15 protein-coding genes are annotated in these 17,790 nt (G+C 71.8%); 9 read left to right on the plus strand and 6 right to left on the minus strand.

What is annotated here, in order from left to right:
* The 3 genes from ACWEN6_RS00690 to ACWEN6_RS00700 all read left to right on the plus strand — a co-directional run.
* Positions 1 to 1,295 (plus strand): PP2C family protein-serine/threonine phosphatase (locus tag ACWEN6_RS00690; protein WP_452568283.1); only part of this gene is annotated, 1,295 nt, incomplete at its 5' end.
* A 237-nt stretch (positions 1,296 to 1,532) separates the two neighbouring features.
* On the plus strand, positions 1,533 to 3,251 hold the full coding sequence (locus tag ACWEN6_RS00695; RefSeq protein ID WP_452568284.1) for an RNA polymerase sigma factor: 1,719 nt from the start codon (positions 1,533 to 1,535) through the stop codon (positions 3,249 to 3,251).
* Between the two features lie 130 nt (positions 3,252 to 3,381).
* Positions 3,382 to 4,356: a hypothetical protein gene (locus ACWEN6_RS00700; protein WP_354849992.1), complete on the plus strand. Its 975-nt coding sequence runs from the start codon at positions 3,382 to 3,384 to the stop codon at positions 4,354 to 4,356.
* Here ACWEN6_RS00700 and yaaA read toward each other — a convergent pair.
* Positions 4,343 to 5,107 (minus strand): peroxide stress protein YaaA, encoded by a 765-nt coding sequence (gene yaaA / locus ACWEN6_RS00705; protein ID WP_452568285.1) that lies wholly within the window; start codon positions 5,105 to 5,107, stop codon positions 4,343 to 4,345. The genes ACWEN6_RS00700 and yaaA overlap by 14 nt on opposite strands.
* A 92-nt stretch (positions 5,108 to 5,199) precedes the next feature.
* On the opposite strand from yaaA, the gene ACWEN6_RS00710 reads away from it, so the two are divergent.
* Positions 5,200 to 5,928 carry a GNAT family N-acetyltransferase gene (locus tag ACWEN6_RS00710; RefSeq protein WP_452568286.1) on the plus strand — a complete coding sequence of 243 codons (729 nt, stop codon included), beginning with the start codon at positions 5,200 to 5,202 and terminating at the stop codon, positions 5,926 to 5,928.
* Positions 5,929 to 6,068: 140 nt separating this feature from the next.
* Here the strand turns inward: ACWEN6_RS00710 and ACWEN6_RS00715 are convergent, their stop codons facing one another.
* Positions 6,069 to 6,293 (minus strand): DUF7455 domain-containing protein, encoded by a 225-nt coding sequence (locus tag ACWEN6_RS00715; protein ID WP_354850001.1) that lies wholly within the window; start codon positions 6,291 to 6,293, stop codon positions 6,069 to 6,071.
* A 243-nt stretch (positions 6,294 to 6,536) separates the two neighbouring features.
* On the opposite strand from ACWEN6_RS00715, the gene ACWEN6_RS00720 reads away from it, so the two are divergent.
* Positions 6,537 to 8,609, plus strand: coding sequence for a DNA gyrase/topoisomerase IV subunit B (locus tag ACWEN6_RS00720; protein ID WP_452568287.1), 2,073 nt, complete (start codon positions 6,537 to 6,539; stop codon positions 8,607 to 8,609).
* Positions 8,610 to 8,759: 150 nt separating this feature from the next.
* Here ACWEN6_RS00720 and ACWEN6_RS00725 read toward each other — a convergent pair whose 3' ends face one another.
* Positions 8,760 to 9,260 (minus strand): beta-class carbonic anhydrase, encoded by a 501-nt coding sequence (locus ACWEN6_RS00725; protein WP_354850007.1) that lies wholly within the window; start codon positions 9,258 to 9,260, stop codon positions 8,760 to 8,762.
* A gap of 137 nt (positions 9,261 to 9,397) precedes the next feature.
* On the opposite strand from ACWEN6_RS00725, the gene ACWEN6_RS00730 reads away from it, so the two are divergent.
* Positions 9,398 to 9,727, plus strand: a complete 330-nt coding sequence (locus tag ACWEN6_RS00730) for a hypothetical protein (RefSeq protein ID WP_452568288.1) — start codon at positions 9,398 to 9,400, stop codon at positions 9,725 to 9,727.
* A gap of 157 nt (positions 9,728 to 9,884) precedes the next feature.
* On the plus strand, positions 9,885 to 10,238 hold the full coding sequence (locus tag ACWEN6_RS00735; RefSeq protein ID WP_452568516.1) for a YciI family protein: 354 nt from the start codon (positions 9,885 to 9,887) through the stop codon (positions 10,236 to 10,238).
* 19 nt (positions 10,239 to 10,257) lie between these two features.
* Here ACWEN6_RS00735 and ACWEN6_RS00740 read toward each other — a convergent pair whose 3' ends face one another.
* Positions 10,258 to 10,815 (minus strand): thioredoxin family protein, encoded by a 558-nt coding sequence (locus ACWEN6_RS00740; RefSeq protein ID WP_452568289.1) that lies wholly within the window; start codon positions 10,813 to 10,815, stop codon positions 10,258 to 10,260.
* A gap of 310 nt (positions 10,816 to 11,125) precedes the next feature.
* On the opposite strand from ACWEN6_RS00740, the gene ACWEN6_RS00745 reads away from it, so the two are divergent.
* Positions 11,126 to 11,470, plus strand: a complete 345-nt coding sequence (locus ACWEN6_RS00745) for a VOC family protein (protein WP_452568290.1) — start codon at positions 11,126 to 11,128, stop codon at positions 11,468 to 11,470.
* A 126-nt stretch (positions 11,471 to 11,596) separates the two neighbouring features.
* Here ACWEN6_RS00745 and ACWEN6_RS00750 read toward each other — a convergent pair whose 3' ends face one another.
* Complete coding sequence (locus ACWEN6_RS00750; protein WP_452568291.1) at positions 11,597 to 14,113, minus strand: DNA gyrase/topoisomerase IV subunit A; 2,517 nt, start codon at positions 14,111 to 14,113, stop codon at positions 11,597 to 11,599.
* A 222-nt stretch (positions 14,114 to 14,335) separates the two neighbouring features.
* Between ACWEN6_RS00750 and ACWEN6_RS00755 the strand changes: the two genes are divergently transcribed.
* Positions 14,336 to 16,591, plus strand: a complete 2,256-nt coding sequence (locus tag ACWEN6_RS00755) for a RecQ family ATP-dependent DNA helicase (RefSeq protein WP_452568292.1) — start codon at positions 14,336 to 14,338, stop codon at positions 16,589 to 16,591.
* A gap of 264 nt (positions 16,592 to 16,855) precedes the next feature.
* Here ACWEN6_RS00755 and ACWEN6_RS00760 read toward each other — a convergent pair whose 3' ends face one another.
* Positions 16,856 to 17,749, minus strand: coding sequence for a carbohydrate kinase family protein (locus ACWEN6_RS00760; protein WP_380832001.1), 894 nt, complete (start codon positions 17,747 to 17,749; stop codon positions 16,856 to 16,858).
* Positions 17,750 to 17,790 lie beyond the last annotated feature (41 nt).

Raw genomic sequence — 17,790 nt, forward strand, 5'->3', positions numbered from 1 at the left:
GGTTGACCGACCAGCTCGGCGCCGCCGCCCTGCGCACCGCGCGCCTGCAGGGCGCCACCGCCCAGCTCGCCGAGGCCCTCACGGTCGAGCAGGTCGAGCAGGTCGTCCAGGTCATCATCGACGTCGGCCGCACCGCCCTGGCCGCCGACAAGTCCTCGGTCGCGCTGCTCGACACCGACCGGGCCGCGCTCAAGCTCACCAACAACGGCGGCGTGGCCGATGTTCCGGGCGGCACGGGCGAGGAGATCCCGCTCTCCCAGTCCAGCCTGATGACCATGGCCGTCAACAGCCGCAGGCCGGTGTTCGCCGAGTCGCCCGAGAGCCTGAAGGCCCAGCTCGTGGAGGCCGGCGCCGACGAGGCGGTCATCGACGGGTTCCTCGCCGGCAGCGACGAGCGGGCCTGGGTCGGTCTTCCGCTGCTGGCCGCCGGGCGGGCCCTCGGCGCGCTCAGGTTCGCCTTCACCCGCCCGCAGAAGATCTCCCAGGAGGACGGCGTCTTCCTGGAGGCTCTGGCCGGGCAGTGCGCCCTGGCGGTCGAGCGCGCCACGCTGTTCGAGCGCGAGCACCGCACGGCCGAGACCCTCCAGCGCAGCCTGCTGCCCGACCGGCTGCCGGTGATCCCCGGCCTGGTGCTGGCCCAGCGGTTCCGCTCCGGCAGCAGGCACGTCCAGGTCGGCGGCGACTGGTACGACGCGTTCGTCCTGCAGGACGCCCGGGTCGCGGCCGTCGTCGGCGACGTCATGGGCAAGGGCGTCAAGGCCGCAGCCGGCATGGGCCGCATCCGCAACGCCATGCGCGCCCTGGCCCTCACCAACCCGCCGCCCGCGGCCGTGCTCACCGGCCTTGACCGCGTCTTCGACGCCACCGAGGAGGAAGAGCAGGTCACCACCCTGGCGTACATGGTCGTCGAGCCCGCCACGGGCGAGGGCACCCTCGCGCTGGCCGGCCACCCGCCGCCCCTGCTGGTGTCCCCGCAGGGCACCGCCGTGCTGTCCGACGGCGAGCCCGGCACGCCGCTCGGCTGGCCCACCACCCGCAAGCAGTTCCGGTTCTGCGTGCCGCCGGGGCACACCGCGGTGCTCTACTCCGACGGGCTCGTGGAGAACCGCAAGCGCGGGCTGGACGCGGGACTCGCGGAACTTTCGTCGGTGGTGGCCGAAGCGCCCCCCGAAGTCCTAGGAAATCCGCACATGTTGCTTGACTTCCTGGTGGATCGCATGCTGGCGGGGTATGAGCAGGACGATGACGTCACAGTGCTCGCCGTCCACGTGCCGGCCGCCACAAAGAGTGACTGAATGAAACAGTCATAAGGGTTGCTTTCGGGTATCGGTGACCCGCTTCCGTACGCACTACTGTTCCGGTCGGCCTAGGGTGGAGGGCAACCGCTGTGAGGCGGCCGTATGGACTGCGGGGTCATGCCACAATGCTGGACAGGCACGTCGCGGTTCGCACGGCCCACCACCGAAAAGAAGCAAGAGCCCCTAGCGGGCACCTGGGTCCATTCTCACCATGCGTTCGTTCGAGAGGTGTTCGTGTCGCCTGCAAGTTCGACTCGCTCGAAGCCGTCTGAGCTGAACGAGCCCGTCATTCAGCGGCTCATCGAGCGTGGGCGCTCGCAGGGTTTCCTCGAGTCTGAGGATGTCCGCAAGGCCTTCGAGGAAGCGGACATCCCGATGTCGCACGCCGCGGTGTTCCTGCGGAACCTCAGCAAAGAGGGTGTGACCGTCGTGGTGACCGCTGCGGACTCGGCGGCGCCCAAGAAGTCTCGTGGCCCGGCCAAGCGTCGCACCGCCGCCCCCGTCAAGAAGACCAAGACCGCCACCGCGGCGGCCAAGGAGCAGCCCGATACCGTCACGGCCGTGGTGAGCGGTGCCGGGGGCGAGGCCGCGGCGACCGGTGAGAAGCCGGTCGCCAAGAAGCCCGTGGCCAAGAAGGCCGCGCCGGCGAAGAAGGCCGCACCCGCCCCTGACGCTCCCGCCAAGGTCGCAACCCCTGCAGCCCTCGCCAAGAAGGCCAAGCCGGAGGTCGCCGTGCCCGCGTCGCCATCGCCCAAGATCGAAACCAAGCCCAAGGTCGCCTCCGAGGATGACGAGGACCTCGACATCGAGGGCGACCTCGAACTGGAGGACTTCGATATCGACGTGGAGGTGGACGCCGAGGCCGAGCCCGAGGCGGAAGCCGAGGCCGACACCGAGGCGGACGCCGAGGTAGAGGCGGAGCCGGAGGCCGAGGTCGAAGAGGAGCCCAAGGCCGGCGCCGAGGTCCAGAGCGACGACGAGGTGCTGATCCTCTCCGATGACGACGACGACGCGCCGGTCGCGCAGGTCGCCGCCGCCGGGGCCACCGCCGACCCGGTGAAGGACTACCTCAAGCAGATCGGCAAGGTCCCCCTGCTGAACGCCGAGCAGGAGGTCGAACTCGCCAAGCGCATCGAGGCCGGCCTGTTCGCCGAGGAGCAGCTGGCCAACGACGGCGAGCGCCTGCCCGTCGACGTCCGCGCCGAGCTCGAGTGGATCGCCGAGGACGGCCGCCGCGCCAAGAACCACCTGCTGGAGGCCAACCTCCGCCTGGTGGTCTCGCTGGCCAAGCGCTACACCGGCCGCGGCATGCTCTTCCTGGACCTCATCCAGGAGGGCAACCTGGGCCTGATCCGCGCGGTGGAGAAGTTCGACTACACCAAGGGCTACAAGTTCTCCACCTACGCCACGTGGTGGATCCGCCAGGCGATCACCCGCGCCATGGCCGACCAGGCGCGCACCATCCGCATCCCGGTGCACATGGTCGAAGTGATCAACAAGCTGGCCCGGGTCCAGCGGCAGATGCTGCAGGATCTCGGCCGCGAGCCCACCCCCGAGGAGCTCGCCCGCGAGCTGGACATGACCCCTGAGAAGGTCGTCGAGGTCCAGAAGTACGGGCGCGAGCCGATCTCCCTGCACACCCCCCTCGGCGAGGAGGGCGACAGCGAGTTCGGCGACCTCATCGAGGACTCCGAGGCGATCGTCCCCGCGGACGCGGTGAGCTTCACCCTGCTGCAGGAGCAGCTCCACTCGGTGCTCGACACGCTGTCGGAGCGCGAGGCGGGCGTGGTCTCCATGAGGTTCGGCCTGACCGACGGCCAGCCCAAGACGCTGGACGAGATCGGCAAGGTCTACGGGGTGACGCGCGAGCGCATCCGCCAGATCGAGTCCAAGACCATGTCGAAGCTGCGCCACCCGTCGCGCTCGCAGGTCCTGCGCGACTACCTCGACTGACCCGCCGAACGGCCCCCGCCCGGTCACCGGGCGGGGGCCGTTCTGTGCCCGGATGCGATGAGGCGTGCTTAACGCATCCGTAACATGCCGGTAGTGAGCAACGTCTCGACGGCTTCTAGGCTCACGCGGCATGGGTGTGATCGAAGTGGATCGGGCGCGTGCTCGGGGGCCACGACTGATCGCAGGCCGTCCCTGGGCGGACACCGTGCTGGACGACGCGGTGGCCGCTCTCGGACGTGGATTCCTGGAACCCGCCATCCCCGCGCTGGTCGCGACCCGGGCGGATCCGGAGTTGCGCGCGCTGCGCGTGGAGGCGCTGGCCAAGGCCGCTGTGGGAGTCACGGGCGGCATCGAGGCCCTGCTCGAGCGAGATCGGGTCAACCCCGACCTGTGGCTGTGGCTCGGCCGCGCGCGCGTCGAGGAGGCATGGGAGATCAAGCCCGACGTGCGGGCGCGGGCGGTGCAGGCCGGCCGCCTGCGCACCTTCCACCAGGCGATGGAGTCGGCGCGGGCCCCGCTGCTGGCGGCGGCCCAGCTGCTGCCGGGCGACCCCGTGCCCTGGACCTGCCTGCTGTGGATGGCGCTGGCCCTGGAGAGCCCGAGGGAGGAGAAGGACTCCCTGTGGGCCGAGGCCTGGCGCCGTCATCCCTCGCTGTACGCCGCCCACGTCGTCCGGCTGATGACGCTGTCGCCCGGGTGGGGCGGCACCAGCCAGGAGATGTTCGAGTTCGCCCGCGGCGCGGGGCGGTTCGCGCCGGTCGGTGACCCGCTCTGGGCCCTGCTGCCGCTGGCCCACTTCGAGCACGTCGCGGGGGAGCGCTCGGGACGGTCGCGCGCGTGGGGCACCTTCGACGTGCAGCGGGAGATCAGCGCGGCGTCCGGGCGCTGGCACGACGGCAGGGGCTCGCGGCCGCATCCGCGGGCCGTGGAGGCGCACAACGCGTTCGGGGCCGCCTTCTACCTGGCGGAGATGCGCCGGCCCGCCAGGGGCCACCTGTCGCGCACCGGTGGCCGCTTCAGCGACATGCCGTGGTCGCATCTGGGCGACCCGGCCAGGGAGTTCCACAAGGCGTGCTCGCGGCTGAATGTGATCACGAACGGATAACGACGTCCATGGTCCAGGGCCGCCCCCGCGAGGGCGCGGCGCCCAGCTCGGTGGTGTGCCCGAGGCCGGTCAGCAGGTCGGCCAGCTCGCCCGGCGTGCGCGGGTCGGCGGCGGACTCCACCAGCGAGCGGGCGACCGCGCCGCGCGTGGCCTTGGCCATGTGGCTGACCACCGTGCGCGACCCGTCCGACTCGCGCAGTACGCGCACCGTGACCGCGCGCGAGCCCGGCTGCCACGCCTGCGCGTAGGTCGAGGACCGCAGATCGACGATCAGGCCCTTCCCCCCGTCCAGGGCCTCGCGCAGGCTCGGGCGCCAGTGGGCCGCCAGGCCGCCCAGGGGCGGCAGCCGCACGCCCATGGACAGGCGGTAGGGCGGCACGCGGTCGCCGAGCCGTAGAGCACCCCACAGCCCCGAGAACACGATGATCCGGCTGCCGGCGCGGCGGCGCGCCCGGGCGTCCAGAGTCGCCAGGCCGAGATTGTCGTACAGCACGCCGGTGTAGAGCTTGGAGGCCGGCAGGGCGGCGGCGGTGCGCAGAGCGAGGTTCCTGCCCAGCTCGCCGGCCTGGCCGGGGGACAGGCCGAGCACCGTCATCGCCTCCTCCTGCGGGCCCCTGACCAGCGCGTCGAGCGCGTCGAGGGCCTTCTCGCGGGGCGAGGTCAGCTCGGGAAAGGACAGGGCGCCGAGGTCCAGGGGGCGCCCGGTGCCGCGGGCGGCCTTTCCCTCGGAGGGCGGCAGCAGGATGAGCACGGCTCCCGATCCTAGCCTCCGCAGGTCAGCCGGGTCGCGCGGCCTCCTGCGGCCCGGCCGGGAGGCGGGAAGATCGGCTAGAGTCTGCGCTGATGAACGAGGAATGTGCGGACATCGAGGCTCTTGTGCACCATGCCTGGCCGGCGACGCACCAGGAGGTGGCCGGCGACTGGATTCTGCGCGCGGCGGACGGCGTGACCAAACGCGCCAACTCCGTGCTGCCATGGGGAGAGCCGGAAGATCCGGACAAGGCTCTCGACGCGGCCGAGAGGTTCTACGCCGCCCGGGGGCTGCCGTGCGTGTTCTCCGTGGGCCCGCGCGCGCCGTCATGGCTGGACGGCCACCTCGCCGGGCGCGGCTACCGCCTGGTGGACGAGGCCGCCTACATGACCGCCCCGCTGGACGGTGCGACCCCGCCGCCCGCCCACCCGGTGACGATCACGGACGAGCCCGGGCCCGGCTGGCTGACCACCTGGTGGGAGGTGGACGGCAGGTTCGACAGGGGCCTCGCGACCGCCGAGCGCATCGTCCGCGGGGTGCCCGCGAGCTACGCCGCAGTGCACGGGGAAGGCGCGCCGCTCGCCGTCGGCCGATCAGTGCTCAAGGACGGCATGCTGGGGATCTACTGCATGGCGACGGTGCCCGCCGCCCGGCGGCGGGGCCTCGGGCGCGGCGTGCTGCGCGGCCTGCTGGCGCACGGACGCGCGCGCGGGGCGACCGGGGCCTACCTGGTCGTCCTGTGGCGCAACACCACGGCCATGGCCATGTACGCCGCCGAGGGCTTCACGCCGGCGGGGCGCTACCACTATCGCGTGAGGTAGCACCGGCGCGCGGGCCCTGACAGCGCGACGCGGCGAGGCCGAGGAGGTGCCCGGGGGGACGCCTCCTCGGATCGCCGCGTTCACGGTTCACCGTTATGAGGTTGTGCTCGGTTATCTGGGTCAGAGCGACGGGCCTGGGCTCATCGCTCGCTGGTGTTCGTAGGGGTTTCGCTGAGACGCGCCGACTCGTCCTGGATGTCGGCGCCCTTGTCGCGCAGAGCCGCAACGTGCCGACGCCCGTGGTGGGCGCAGAACAGTAGCTCCCCGCCCATGGGGAGGGACGCGCGGATGTACGCCTGGGCACCGCACCGGTCGCATCGGTCGATGGCGGTCAGCGGCTTGGTGGGGGCGAGGGCTCCAGTCACGTATCGCCTTTCCGTTCACCCCACTGACGTGGGGATTTGGCGTCAGTCACTTGGCTCAACATCTAACCCGATGCGGACGTTCCCAATCGCCTTACGGATACGCCGAGAGCAGAATGTCTCGTTAAGTGACGTGATTCGGCCGCCGCCTGACGCACAACCCCCTGTTGGTGGCACGCTTAGGCGCGGTGGACCATCGGAAACGGTAGGCTACGCACACATGTTCGATGCTCGGTGGGAGTGGGAGTGACCGCAGTCAGCACGGAGACGGGTTACACGGCCCGTCATCTGTCGGTGCTGGAGGGCCTGGAGGCCGTCCGTAAGCGCCCCGGAATGTACATCGGGTCCACTGACAGCCGCGGTCTCATGCACTGCCTCTGGGAGATCGTGGACAACGCCGTCGACGAGGCTCTCGCCGGCTACTGCAAGCGCATCGAGGTCGAGCTGTTCCCTGACGGCTCCATCGAGGTCCGCGACGACGGCCGGGGCATCCCGGTCGACATAGAGCCCAAGAGCGGCCTGGCCGGCGTCGAGCTCGTCTACACCAAGCTCCACGCGGGCGGCAAGTTCGGCGGCGGCTCCTACGCGGCCTCCGGCGGTCTGCACGGCGTCGGCGCCTCGGTGGTCAACGCCCTGTCCGCCCGGCTGGACGTCGAGGTCGACCGCGACGGGCGCGTCCACGAGATCAGCTTCCGGCGCGGCGTGCCCGGCGTGTTCGACGGCGAGGGGCCGGGCGCCAAGTTCAAGAAGAAGTCCGGCCTGCGCGACGGCGGCGCGCTGGGCCGCAAGGCCACCGGCACGCGCGTGCGCTGGTGGGTCGACAAGCAGATCTTCCTGCCCGAGGCCGAGGTCTCGCTGGACGAGATCCACGTCCGCGCCCGCCAGACCGCCTTCCTGGTCCCGGGCCTCACCATCGCCGTGCGCGACAGCCGGGGCGAGGAGCCGCTGGACGAGGAGTTCCGCTTCGACGGCGGCATCTCCGAGTTCACCGAGTTCCTGGCCCGCGACGAGGCCGTCTGCGACGTCATGCGGCTGCAGGGCGTCGGCCACTTCCACGAGACCGTGCCCGTGCTGGACGAGCAGGGCCACATGACCTCCACCGAGGTCGAGCGCGAGCTGACCGTCGACGTCGCCGTCCGCTGGGGCAAGGGCTACGAGACGACCGTGCGCTCCTTCGTGAACGTCATCGCCACGCCCAAGGGCGGCACCCACATCAGCGGGTTCGAGCGCGCCCTGCACCGTACGATCAACGAGCAGCTCAGAGAGACCCGCCTGCTCAAGAACGGCGACGACCCGGTGACCAAGGAGGACCTCCTCGAGGGCCTCACCGCCGTGGTCACGGTGCGCGTGCCCGAGCCGCAGTTCGAGGGCCAGACCAAGGAGGTCCTCGGCACCTCCGCGGCCAGCCGCATCGTCGCCCACGTGGTCTCCCGGGAGCTCAAAGAGCTGTTCGCCAGCACCAGGAAGGTCAACAAGCTCCAGCTCAGGGCCGTCCTGGAGAAGATCGTCGCGGCTGCCAAGGCCCGCATCGCCGCCCGCGAGCACCGCGACAACCAGCGCCGCAAGAGCGCCCTGGAGAACTCCGCGCTGCCCGCCAAGCTGGTCGACTGCCGCAGCGACGACGTCGACCGCAGCGAGCTGTTCATCGTCGAGGGCGACTCCGCCCTCGGCACCGCCCGCGCGGCCCGCGACTCGGAGTTCCAGGCGCTGCTGCCCATCCGCGGCAAGATCCTGAACGTGCAGAAGGCCTCGGTGGCCGACATGCTCAAGAACGCCGAGTGCGCCGCGATCATTCAGGTGATCGGCGCCGGCTCCGGCCGGGGCTTCGACCTCGACGCCGCCCGCTACGGCAAGGTCATCCTCATGGCCGACGCCGACGTGGACGGCGCGCACATCCGCTGCCTGCTGCTGACGCTGTTCCACCGCTACATGCGGCCGATGGTCGAGGCCGGGCGCGTCTTCGCCGCCGTGCCGCCCCTGCACCGCATCGAGATCACCAACCCGGGCAAGGGCAAGGAGAAGTACCTCTACACCTACTCCGACGCCGAGCTGCACCGCACCCTGCGCGACCTCGATCGGCGGGGCAAGCGCTGGAAGGACCCCATCCAGCGCTACAAGGGCTTGGGCGAGATGGACGCCGACCAGCTGGCCGAGACCACCATGGAGCCGCGCCACCGCACCCTGCGCCGGGTCCGCATCGAGGACGTCGAGGCGGCCGAGCAGATCTTCTCGCTGCTCATGGGCAGCGACGTGGCGCCCCGCCGCGAGTTCATCGTCAGCAGCGCCGCCGAAGTCGACCGCGACGCCATCGACGCCTGAGGCCTGCGGCTTCTCGGGGGTGGCGGGGCGTGAGGCCGTTCAGAGCGTGCGGGCGCCGGCCTGGCGCCGGCGCTCACGAGATCGCCGTCGATGAGGTGAAGGCCGGGAGAGATCCCGGCCTTCACGGTATGCGGGCGGTACGGGCAGGGGTCAGAGTTCGACCGGCATCAGCTTGCCGGTGTGGACGTCGTACACCGCTCCGCCGACGGCCAGGCGGTCGGGCAGGTAGGGATAGGTGCGGATGCGCACCATGTCACGCCGCAGCGCGGCGTCCTGGTCGGGGACGGTGTGGAACTCCAGGCTGCGGGTGTCCACGCCGTACTGGCGGCTGATCAGCTCGTGGACGTCCTCGTCGGTCGACTTGGCCATCCGGCAGTCGGTGTGCGGCATCACCAGCACGCGATCGACCCCGAGCAGGTACACCGCGAGCACGAGCGTCCGCAGGACGTCCTCGGTCACGCGCGCCCCGGCGTTGCGCAGGATCTTGGCGTCGCCGGCCGACAGGCCGAGCAGCTTGAGCGGGTCGATCCGTGAGTCCATGCAGGTGACCACGGCCAGCCCGCGCCTGGCCTGACCGGTCAGGTCCGCCTGCTGGAAGGATCTGGCGAAATCCTCGTTGGCGGTGAGCAGATCGTCGAAGGCTTCCGTCATGATGCCCATATTCCCGGATGTCGGTTCGGCGAATACCTCCGGGGGGCCTGATACGAGGGTTCGTAAAGATCCCACGATCACGCGTCACGATGGGTGATGATGTTCCCACTCTTAGTGAAGATCGTGGAGGGTTCGTGGTGGGGACGACCGATTCGCTCGCAGGCCATCTACGCGCGCGGGCCAGGTGGCGGCTCGACCGGGTGCAGGCCCGGGATGGCGGCTGGAACGCGCGCTGCGCGCTCGCCCTGCTCGACGCCGCGTCCTACGCGCAGTCCCTTCCCGACGACGACCCGCTGATCGCCGCGCTGGAGGAGGCCGGCTGCTTCGGGGCGTACGGCTGCGGCGAGTTCGAGCCGCAGGAGGCCGTGGCCCGGCTCATCGACTCCTGGCACGACGGCGAGCCTTGGGAACTGCTGACGGCCATCCCCGTCGCGGCCAAGGCCGGCGCCACGCCCTCCCCCTCCTGACCACGGGCGTTCGCGCGGGAGCGGCCGCACGGGCCGCCGGGAAAGTCCGGGAAGATAATCGCGAGGGTGACGTAGAGCGGGCCGGGCCGGCTCCGACTCCCTTACGACGGACCCCGCAGGGGTCGCCGCACACCGCAAGGAGCCGATCGTGAAGTACATGCTGCTGATCCATAACCGTCCCGGCTACGTCGACGAGCTGTCCGAGGCCGACCGCGAGGCGTTGTTCGGCGCGGTCGACTCGATCATGAAGGACCTGACCGAGACCGGCGAGCTGCTGCGCGGCGAGGCCCTGGCCGACCCGTCCCAGAGCAAGACGGTGCGCGTCCGCGACGGCGTCCCGGCGATCACCGACGGGCCGTTCAGCGAGGCCAAGGAGCAGTTCGCCGGCTACCTGCTCGTCGAGTGCGAGACGCCCGAGCGCGCCGTCGAGATCGCCGCGAGCTGGCCCGACGCCCGATACTTCGCCATGGAGGTCCGGCCCGTCGTCCACCAGTCGGGGCCGGAGGCCTGAAGGGGCCCCTCCCGGCCCGCTAGTCGTTCCCCGGCTTCCACTTGATGCCGCAGCCGAGGCTGGGGTTCTGCGGGCCGGGAACCGGCCGCCCGGCGAGCACCGCGTCGATGGCGCGGCGCAGCGAGGAGCCGGTCACCGGAACCTGGTTGGACGGCCGTGCGTCGTCGAACTCGCCTCGGTAGGCCAGGCGGCGGCCGGCGTCGTAGAGGAAGAAGTCCGGCGTGCAGGCGGCGTGGTAGGCCCTGGCCACCTCCTGCGACTCGTCGACCAGGTAGGGGAAGCCGAAACCGGCGCGCTCGGCCTGCTCGGCCAGGTGCTCGGCGTCGTCGTCGGGGTAGTTCACCACGTCGTTGCTGCAGACGGCCACCGTGGTGACCCGGCCGCTGTAGTCGGCGGCCAGCGCGCCGATGCCCTCCTCGATGCGGCGCACGTAGGGGCAGTGGTTGGACAGGAAGACCACCAGCGTCGCCGGGGCCTGCCGGAGCCCGGCGAGCGACACGCGGCCACCGTCGATGGACGGCAGGTCGAACTCAGGTGCGGGGGTGCCCAGCGGCACCATGAACGAGGTGACGGCCATGCCGCCATTCTCCCGCACCGGCCGGCCGAGATCCCCGTCCGTACCGGCCGGCCGAGATCCCCGTCCGTACCGGCCCGGCCGAGATGCCGTCCCTCTCTCGCTCGCCGCCGCCAGGTGCCGCTCCCGGGACGCCGTTTGACCTTCTCCCGTCGGGTAGGCGGATCACGGCCGCGCTTCGTCGAGCCGGCCGGACAAGTGACAACGAAATGCCGGGCCCGGCGACACCACTGTAGGGTGCACGCTGGTGCCGCACGGGTGCGGCGGAAGAACGGGAGTGACGATGGCGGAGATCGCGCGCTTGCGGAATATCGTGCTCGACTGTCCTGACCCCAGGGCGCTGGCCGAGTTCTACGCGTCGGTGATCGGCTGGAAGGTCGTCCACGAGGACGACGAGTGGGTCAGCCTCAGCGACGGCGGCCAGGTCAGGCTGTCGTTCCAGCGGGCCGAGGGCTACCAGCCGCCCAACTGGCCGAGCGCCGAGCATCCCCAGCAGGCGCACCTGGACCTCACCGTGGACGACCGCAAGCAGGCCGAGATCGAGGTGCTCGCCCTCGGCGCCGTCAAGCACCCGCACCAGCCGGGCGAGTTCGACGGCGACTTCACCGTCTTCCTCGACCCCGCGGGCCACCCCTTCTGCCTCTGCGACGCCGGCTGACCCTTCCGCACGCCGGCCGGCGCGCGGCTCACCGTCACCCCGGCCCCGGCCGCCCCGGTTTCACGCCGAGGAGCGGCCGGGCCCGGGAACCCCGCACGTTCGGCTCACCGGGCCGGCGGCCGGCGCTCAGGGTGTCTCGGCCGCGTCCAGGGACCGCCCATCGGCGGGGGAGGCGTCCAGGTCGTCGTCCGCGGCGCTGCCGAGCGCTCCGCCGATGGCGGCGACCGGAGCGCTCAGGCGCACGCCCGAGCCGTCGCGGCGTCCCAGCTCGGCCGGCAGCTCGACCGGCTTGCCCGTGGACGACACGGCCTTGATCGGCGCAGGGCCCGCCCAGGCGAGGATGAGCACGTCCTCGCCCTTGAGGAAGCGCTGGGCCCGCACGCCGCCCGTGGCGCGGCCCTTGGGCGGGTACTCGGCGTAGTCGGAGACCTTGGCGCCTCCGGTCTCGGTGCCGGGCAGCGCCGTGGCCGCACCGGCGACGGTCACCACGCGGGCCTCGCGCGCCGGGTCGACGACGCCGAACCAGACGACCTTCGCGCCGCCGTCCAGCCGGATGCCGGTCATGCCGCCGGCCGGGCGCCCCTGCGGGCGCACCGACGAGGCGGAGTAGCGCAGCAACTGGGCGTCGGAGGTGATGAACACCAGGTCGTGCTCCTCCGAGGTCAGCTCGACGGCGCCGACCACGCTGTCGCCGGGCTTGAGGCCGATGACCTCGAAGTCGTTGCGGTTGGCCGGGTACTCGGGCACGACCCGCTTCACCATGCCCTGCGCGGTGCCCAGGGCCAGCCCCGCGCCTTCCGGGTCGAGCGAGCCGAGGCCGACGACCAGTTCGCCGGCGTTCAGCGTCACGTACTCGCTGACCGGGTGGCCGCCCGACAGCGACGGCGGGCTCGCCGACGGCGGCAGCGTCGGCAGGTCGACCACCGACACCCTGATCAGGCGGCCGGCGGAGGTCACCACCCCCACCTCGCCGCGCACGGTGGAGCGCACGACCGAGACTAGGACGTCGTGCGCCGAGCGTTCGTCGCCCGACCCCAGCGGCGAGGCGTCCGCGGTGCGGGCCAGCAGGCCCGTCGAGGACAGCAGCACCTGGCACGGGTCGTCGGCGACCTCCAGCGGGATGGCGCCCGGCGTCGTCACCGGGCCGCCCTCCAGCAGGACGGTGCGGCGAGGGGTGCCGTAGGTCTTGGAGACCTCGGCCAGCTCGTCGGAGACGACCTTGCGGAGGCGGTCCTCCGAGGACAGGATGGCGGTCAGCTCGGCGATCTCGTCCTGCAGGGTCTGCCGTTCGCGCTCGAGCTCCAGCTTGTCGTAGCGGGTGAGGCGGCGCAGCGGCGTGTCGAGGATGTAATTCGCCTGGATCTCCGACAGCTCGAAGATCTGCATGAGCCGCGAGCGCGCCTCGGCGGAGTCCTCCGAGGAGCGGATGACCTGGATGACCTCGTCGATGTTGAGCAGGGCGATGATGAGGCCGTCGACCAGGTGCAGGCGGTCCTCGCGCTTGCGCCGGCGGTAGGTGGAGCGGCGGCGCACCACCTCGATGCGGTGGTCGACGTAGACCTGCAGCAGTTCCTTCAGGCCCAGCGTGCGGGGCTGGCCGTCGACCAGCGCCACGTTGTTGATGCCGAAGGTCTCTTCCATCGGGGTGAGGCGGTAGAGCTCGGCGAGCACGGCCTCGGGGTGGAAGCCGTTCTTGACCTCGATGACCAGGCGCAGGCCCTTGTGCCGGTCGGTGAGGTCCTTCAGGTCGGAGATGCCCGAGAGCCTCTTGGAGGTCACCAGCTCCTTGATCTTGGTGATGACCCGCTCGGGGCCGACGTTGAAGGGCAGTTCGGTGACGACGATGCCCTTGCGGCGCGGAGTGACCTGCTCGATGGTCGCCTTGGCCCGCATGCGGAAGGTGCCGCGGCCGGTCTCGTAGGCGTCGCGGATGCCCGCCAGGCCGATGATCGACCCGCCGGTCGGCAGGTCGGGGCCCGGCACGAACCGCATCAACTCGTCCAGGGAGGCGTCCGGCCTCTTGATCAGGTGGCGGGCGGCGGCGACGACCTCGACGAGGTTGTGCGGGGCCATGTTGGTCGCCATGCCGACCGCGATGCCCGCCGCGCCGTTCACCAGGAGGTTGGGGAAGGCGCTGGACAGGACCGTCGGCTCGGTCTCCTGGCCGTCGTAGTTGGGCTTGAAGTCGACGACGTCCTCGTCGATCGACTGGACCATGAGCATGGCTGCGGCGGCCAGGCGCGCCTCGGTGTACCGCATGGCGGCCGGCTGGTCGTCGGGCGAGCCGAAGTTGCCGTGGCCGTCGACCAGCGGCAGCCGCATCGAGAACGGCTGCGCCATGCGCACGAGCGCGTCGTAGATCGCGGTGTCGCCGTGCGGGTGGAGCTTGCCCATCACGTCGCCCACGACGCGGGAGGACTTGACGTGCCCCCGGTCGGGGCGCAGGCCCATCTCGCTCATCGAGTAGAGGATGCGGCGCTGAACCGGCTTCAGACCGTCGCGCGCGTCGGGAAGGGCGCGCTGGTAGATCACGGAGTAGGCGTACTCCAGGTAGCTGGTGCGCATCTCGGTCGAAACGTCGATGTCGACGATTCGCTCCTCGAAGTCCTCGTCTTGCGGGGGCGTGGTAGTCCGTCGGGCCATATCGAACATTGTGCCGAAGCCCAGAGGCACTCCGCGACACGAAGCCCTTTTACCTCCCGGCGCAACGCGGATCCCTGGCGCCTTCCCCCCACCCCTCCAACCTGCGCCACCGCCGCTTCACCGCCGCTCCACCGTCCAGGGACGGCGCCTGAGGGGCGCGGGTCGTCCACAGGCGTGGCGCGGGCGGCCGGAAAGGTCGCCCGGACCTGATAGCAAGGAGTCATGGTTGACGACAGTGGCCTGCGGGCCGAGGCCGAGCTGAAGCTGCGGGAGCTCGCGGGCGATCACGCGGCTCTGCGCGATGACCAGTGGTCCGCCATCCGGGCGCTGGTCGTCGATCGGCGGCGCGCGCTCGTGGTGCAGCGCACCGGGTGGGGCAAGTCGGCGGTGTACTTCATCGCGACCGCCCTGCTGCGGGCGCGGGGCGCGGGGCCGACGGTGATCGTCTCGCCGCTGCTCGCCCTGATGCGCAACCAGATCGCCGCCGCCGAGCGGGCGGGCGTCCACGCCGCCACGATCAACTCGGCGAACATCGACGAGTGGGACACCGTCCACGCCGAGGTCGAGGCCGGCGAGGTCGACGTGCTGCTCGTCAGCCCCGAACGGCTCAACAACCCCGACTTCCGCGACTTCATCTTGCCGAAGCTCGCGGCCGGGGCCGGCCTGGTGGTCGTCGACGAGGCCCACTGCATCTCCGACTGGGGTCATGACTTCCGTCCTGACTACCGCCGGCTGCGCACCCTGCTGGCCGACCTCCCGCCGGGCGTGCCGGTGCTCGCCACCACCGCCACCGCCAACGCCCGGGTCACCCGCGACGTCGCCGAGCAGCTGGGCACCGGCTCCTCCGCCGGCGCCCCTTCCGGCGCCTCCGGTGCCCTGTCCGGCGCCCCATCCGATGCCATGTCCGGTGCCTCATCCGGTGCCTCATCCGATGTCGTGTCCGGTGCCTCGTCCGATGCCCTCTCCGACGCCTCGTCCGACTCTTCGCCGCAGGCGCCGACCGGCGCGTCCGACGGCGGCACGCTCGTGCTGCGGGGCCCGCTCGAGCGCGACAGCCTCCACCTCGGGGTCGTCCGGCTGGGCACGGCCGAGCAGCGGCTGGCCTGGCTCGCCGAGACGCTGCGCGACCTGCCGGGCTCGGGCATCATCTACACCCTCACCGTCGCCGCCACCCAGGAGATCGCGGCCTACCTGCGCGACCAGGGGCACGAGGTGGCGGCCTACTCCGGCCAGACCGACCCGGCCGAACGCCTCGCCGCCGAGCAGGCCCTGCTCGGCAACCGGCTGAAGGCCCTGGTCGCCACCTCGGCCCTCGGCATGGGGTTCGACAAGCCCGATCTCGGGTTCGTCATCCACGTCGGCGCGCCGGCGTCGCCGGTGGCGTACTACCAGCAGGTCGGCCGGGCCGGGCGCGGGGTCGAGCGGGCCGAGGTGATCCTGCTCCCCGGGCCGGAAGACCGCGACATCTGGGCCTATTTCGCCTCGCTGGCGTTTCCCCCCGAGCCGGTCGTGCGGGCCACGCTCGACACTCTGGCCGCAGGGGGCATGATGTCCACGGCCGCGCTGGAGACCCGGGTCGACCTCAGTCGCAACCGGCTCGAGATGATGCTCAAGGTCCTGGACGTGGACGGCGCCGTCAAACGGGTCAAGGGCGGCTGGCAGGCCACCGGCCGGCCGTGGGCGTACGACACCGACAGGTACGCCCGGGTCGCCGCCGAGCGGGCGGCCGAGCAACGCGCCATGCTCGGCTACATCTCCACCACCGAGTGCCGCGAGGAGTATCTCCGCCGTCACCTGGACGACGCCACCGCCATGCCCTGCGGCCGCTGCGACAACTGCACGGGCGCGCACCGTCCGGTCGAGATCGCCTCCGCCGCCGTCCACCGGGCCCGCGAGCGGCTGCACCGCCCGGGCGTGGAGGTCGAGCCGCGCCGCCAGTGGCCCACGGGCCTCAAGGAGCTCGGCCTGTCCGGCCGCATCCGCCCGGAGATCGCGGCCGAGCCGGGGCGCGCCCTCGGCCGGCTCACCGACATCGGCTGGGGCAACGTCCTGCGGCGGCTGCTGGCCGAAGGAACGCCCGACGGGCCGGTGCCCGACGAGGTGTTCGACGCGGTGGTCGCGGTGCTGAGCGCGTGGCGCTGGGCCGAGCGCCCGGTGGCGGTGGTGACCATGCCGTCCGCGACCAGGCCGCTGCTGGTCTCCACCCTGGGGGAGCGGCTGGCCGCCATCGGCCGGCTGCGCCACCTCGGCTCGCTGACCTACCGGCAGGGCCCTCCGGGGCGTCAGCACAACAGCGCCCAGCGGGTGCGCGCGCTGCGGGGCACGCTGGCGCCGCCGGAGGCCGATCTCACCGGCGGCCCGGTGCTGCTCGTGGACGACCGCGTCGACACGGGGTGGACCATGACCATCGCGGCCGCCCTGCTCCGCCAGTCCGGCGCCCCGGCCGTCCTGCCCCTGGCCCTCGCCACCACCAACTGACAGAGATGAGGTAGGTGGAGCGGCCGGAGGTGTAGGAGGGAACGCCAGAGGCGCGGTCAGGGGACGCCGGCGCCGCGCGGCCGGGTGGGTTGGTGCGCCCGGCGAGGGTGCCGCGATTCAGCATGCGACCTCACCCGTGGTCGAGGTCAGGGGTGGGGCGTGTGACGGCGGCCACGTCCGCGCCCGCGGTCCCGGCGCGCCGTCGGGCGGTGGCGCCGAGGCGGGGGTGGGAATGGTCGGTGCCGGAGGTGTGAGTGGCGGGGGTCAGAGGCGGGGGCGGGCGCCGAGGTTGCTGATGGCCTTGGCGGCCAGGGCGTTGCCTGCGGCCAGCGCGTCGGCCGGCTGCTTGCCCTCCAGCCACGGCTGCAGGAAGCCCGCGGTGAAGGCGTCCCCCGCGCCGGTGCCGTCGACGATCCGCTCGATGTGATCGGCGGGCGCGCGGACCGGCTCGGGCCGGTTGTTGGTGTACCACAGGGAGCCCTCGGCGCCCATCTTGATCACGACCTGCGGGAACCAGGCGGTGAGCACCTTGGCGGCGGAGGCGGGGTCGTCGCGGCCGGTCAGCACCTTGGCCTGGGCGTCGTTGGCGAACAGCAGCTTGGCGCTGTGGGTCCACTCGAGGAACGGCTCGGCGCCGGTGCGCTCGAGCGGTGCCGCCGAGGCGCAGTCGATGGAGATCGACATGCCGGCGCGGCGGGCGTGGTCGAGCGCGGCCAGCCCGGCGTCGCGCGAGCCGTCGTTCAGCAGGGTGTACCCCGAGACGTGCAGGTGACCGCCCTGGGCGAACAGGTCGCGCGGCAGGTCTTCGGGGGACAGCGCGGCGTTGGCGCCCGGGTCGGACAGCAGGGTGCGCTCGCCCTTGTGGGTGACGAGCACGACGCAGGTGCCGGTCGGCCGTTCGGGATCCATCACGAGGCGGGCGTCCACGCCGTACCCCATGAGCTCCATGTCACGGTTACGGCCGGTGATGTCGGCGCCGCGGCGGCCGACGAACGCGACCTCGGCGCCCTCGACGGCGAGCCAGGACGCGATGTTCGCCCCGGAGCCGCCACCGTGCATGGTGACGACGGCCGGAGTGTCGCTTGCCCTGGCGAGAGGGTAGCGGGCGCGTGCGACCGCATCGGTCATCAGATCGCCCACCACGACAACCCGGGTCATGATGTCACCACCTTGCTGGCACTACAGGAGGCTGCTGACAG

This window comes from Sphaerisporangium sp. NPDC004334 (genome assembly GCF_053602655.1).

What these genes read in the sequence shown, in the direction of transcription:
- ACWEN6_RS00700 (WP_354849992.1), top strand. Translation starts at nt 3,382, where the DNA reads ATGGGTGTGATCGAAGTGGATCGGGCGCGTGCTCGGGGGCCACGACTG.
- ACWEN6_RS00710 (WP_452568286.1), top strand. Translation starts at nt 5,200, where the DNA reads ATGAACGAGGAATGTGCGGACATCGAGGCTCTTGTGCACCATGCCTGG.
- ACWEN6_RS00725 (WP_354850007.1), bottom strand. Translation starts at nt 9,260, where the DNA reads ATGACGGAAGCCTTCGACGATCTGCTCACCGCCAACGAGGATTTCGCC.
- ACWEN6_RS00735 (WP_452568516.1), top strand. Translation starts at nt 9,885, where the DNA reads ATGCTGCTGATCCATAACCGTCCCGGCTACGTCGACGAGCTGTCCGAG.
- ACWEN6_RS00740 (WP_452568289.1), bottom strand. Translation starts at nt 10,815, where the DNA reads ATGGCCGTCACCTCGTTCATGGTGCCGCTGGGCACCCCCGCACCTGAG.
- ACWEN6_RS00750 (WP_452568291.1), bottom strand. Translation starts at nt 14,113, where the DNA reads ATGGCCCGACGGACTACCACGCCCCCGCAAGACGAGGACTTCGAGGAG.
- ACWEN6_RS00755 (WP_452568292.1), top strand. Translation starts at nt 14,336, where the DNA reads ATGGTTGACGACAGTGGCCTGCGGGCCGAGGCCGAGCTGAAGCTGCGG.
- ACWEN6_RS00760 (WP_380832001.1), bottom strand. Translation starts at nt 17,749, where the DNA reads ATGACCCGGGTTGTCGTGGTGGGCGATCTGATGACCGATGCGGTCGCA.